This window comes from Xanthovirga aplysinae (assembly GCF_009711365.1).
Classification (GTDB): Bacteria; Bacteroidota; Bacteroidia; order Cytophagales; family Cyclobacteriaceae; genus Xanthovirga; species Xanthovirga aplysinae.
In genome coordinates, this window is record NZ_SMMB01000540.1 from 1 (window position 1) to 2,218 (window position 2,218).

The 2,218-nt window shown below is 34.4% G+C and carries 2 protein-coding genes; one reads left to right on the top strand and one right to left on the bottom strand.

All coding sequences use genetic code 11. The features are described 5' to 3' along the window. Positions 1 to 395: META domain-containing protein (locus E1171_RS02475; protein WP_187696204.1), on the bottom strand; the 395-nt coding region annotated here is incomplete at its 3' end. Positions 396 to 666: 271 nt separating this feature from the next. Between E1171_RS02475 and E1171_RS02480 the strand changes: the two genes are divergently transcribed. Then, on the top strand, positions 667 to 2,013 hold the full coding sequence (locus tag E1171_RS02480; RefSeq protein WP_155203744.1) for a D-alanyl-D-alanine carboxypeptidase/D-alanyl-D-alanine-endopeptidase: 1,347 nt from the start codon (positions 667 to 669) through the stop codon (positions 2,011 to 2,013). Positions 2,014 to 2,218: the final 205 nt, after the last annotated feature.

Consider the following 2,218-nt stretch of genomic DNA (forward strand, 5'->3'; position numbering starts at 1 on the left):
AAAACCAGTTTATACCCCTTTTCCTTATTTAGAAGGATCAAATGCCCCCCTTTATACTTATATTGATTTACATTAAAAAATAGCTGTTTGAAAGTCTCTTCCTCAGGTACCATAGCCATTTTTGTGGAAATGCCTTCATGAAATTCAATCATTCCCTGCTCATCTCTTTTGTAGGTGCCTCGGTAAATATTGTTGGCTGTTGCGCTGTATTTCTTCTCATCGAAAAGGTTGAGGTGAATTTCCAATTTTAGATTGTCCATTTTGTTTTCTCCTTTTTTCATGACAATCAGGTTCCATCGCCCATTCAGGTTTGTCGGATCTTGTGCTTCAGGTGTGCGAAAAGAAAGTAGCAAGAATATGAAAAGTAAAGATCTTATATTAAAATATCGCTTCATTTCAATTTCATATTTAGGGATTAATAGGAAGATCTGTTTTAATACTTTTACCCTATCCTTCACCATTTTGAATACATCATAAAAGAAAAAATTTATTCTAATTTCGCCTTAATTTTTTACTAGCTTTCAGACTTGATTTTTGTGATTGATTATTGGCCATTTAGAAAAAGGTTTCAAACCCTATTAATGGATAAAAGGAGGAAAAGGATGGCCAAATTCCTTTTTTGATTTTAACTTTATTTCTTAACTAATTTTTTTGGGGGAATAGTTCATGGAAAATGTAAAGGTATTGAGCAGGTTTTTATTTGTATTAGCTATAGGAGCAGTTTTCCTTTCTTCTTGCAGGGCTGGTAGAGTATCAAAGAAAGACAAAGTAAAAGAAATGGAAGAGTTGGTGAGTGAATCCGAAGTGTTTAATCAATATTTTTTTGGCTTTATGCTCTTTGACCCTCACACAAAGGATGTACTATTTTCCCAAAATGAAGACAAATACTTTACCCCAGCCTCTACGACCAAATTATTTACCTTCTATGCAGCTTTAAATATTTTGGGAGACCAAGTTCCCTCATTAGACTATGAAGTGAAAGGGGATTCTTTGATTTTTTCCGGTACAGGTGATCCTTCACAGTTGCATCCCTATTTTCAGGATTCAACCGTTTTGAGCTTTTTAAGGGAGCGAGATGAGAAATTGTTTTATACCTCTTCCACGTTTCAGGACCAAGTTTATGGGCCAGGTTGGGCATGGGATGATTATAACGATTACTATCAGCCTGAAAAAAGCATATTGCCATTGTATGCAAATGTGGTGCAATTCAAAAGATTAGATGAACAAACAGACAGTTTAGAAATTATTCCTGGGTTCCTAAGAACCTTTAGTGAAAAGGATAATTTAATTTCACCTAAGACGGTGGTGAAAAGAGATTTGCATCAAAATATCTTTCGAATGAATCTGGCGGAATTGCCGGGTAGAGAGGGTTTTGAAAAGGAAGTCCCAATTATTACTTCTGATGAACTCACCCTTAATTTATTGGAGAAGGAATTAGGAAAGAGTGTCTTAAAAATACCTGATTATAAATTTATTGATGAGAAAACTTTATACAGCATTCCAGCAGATAGTCTTTATAAAAGATATTTAATTGAGAGTGACAATTTCATTGCAGAACAACTATTATTGCTTAGTAGCCATGAATTATTTGGAGAGTTAAATTCACAAAGAACTATTGAGTGGGTAAAAGAAAACTTGCTTAATGATATGCCTGATGAAGCCGTCTGGGTAGATGGTTCAGGTCTATCCCGCTATAATATGTTCACTCCTCGAAGTATGGTGGCTGTATTGGATCGAATTTATAAAGGTATGCCTGAAAAGCGTTTGTTTTCCTTGTTGCCAGCTGGGGGAGCCAGCGGAACTTTGAAGAATTATTATGGTGGGGAAGAAAAGCCTTTTGTCTATGCCAAAACCGGCTCTTTAAGGCATAATATTTCATTATGTGGTTACGTGAAAACTAAAAGTGGAAGAACACTAATCTTTAGTATGATGAATAATCACCTTTCCGGTAGTACAGCAGAAAGCAGAAAAGAAATGGGAAAGTTACTAAAGCATATATACGAAACGTATTAAGATAAATTATGCCCTAAACGTTAGATTTTTTTTAATGTAAATTATAAAATTTTTAATGTAATAAATTTGAAAAATGTGCTTGGAAATTTGATCTCCCCCTGATTATAATTGCAAGGTCAAACATTTAAAAATCCTCTTGGTTAGGAAAAGCTTTATCACCCAGCTTAGGGATTAATAATGGTTATAGAGCCATATTTTATAGTTG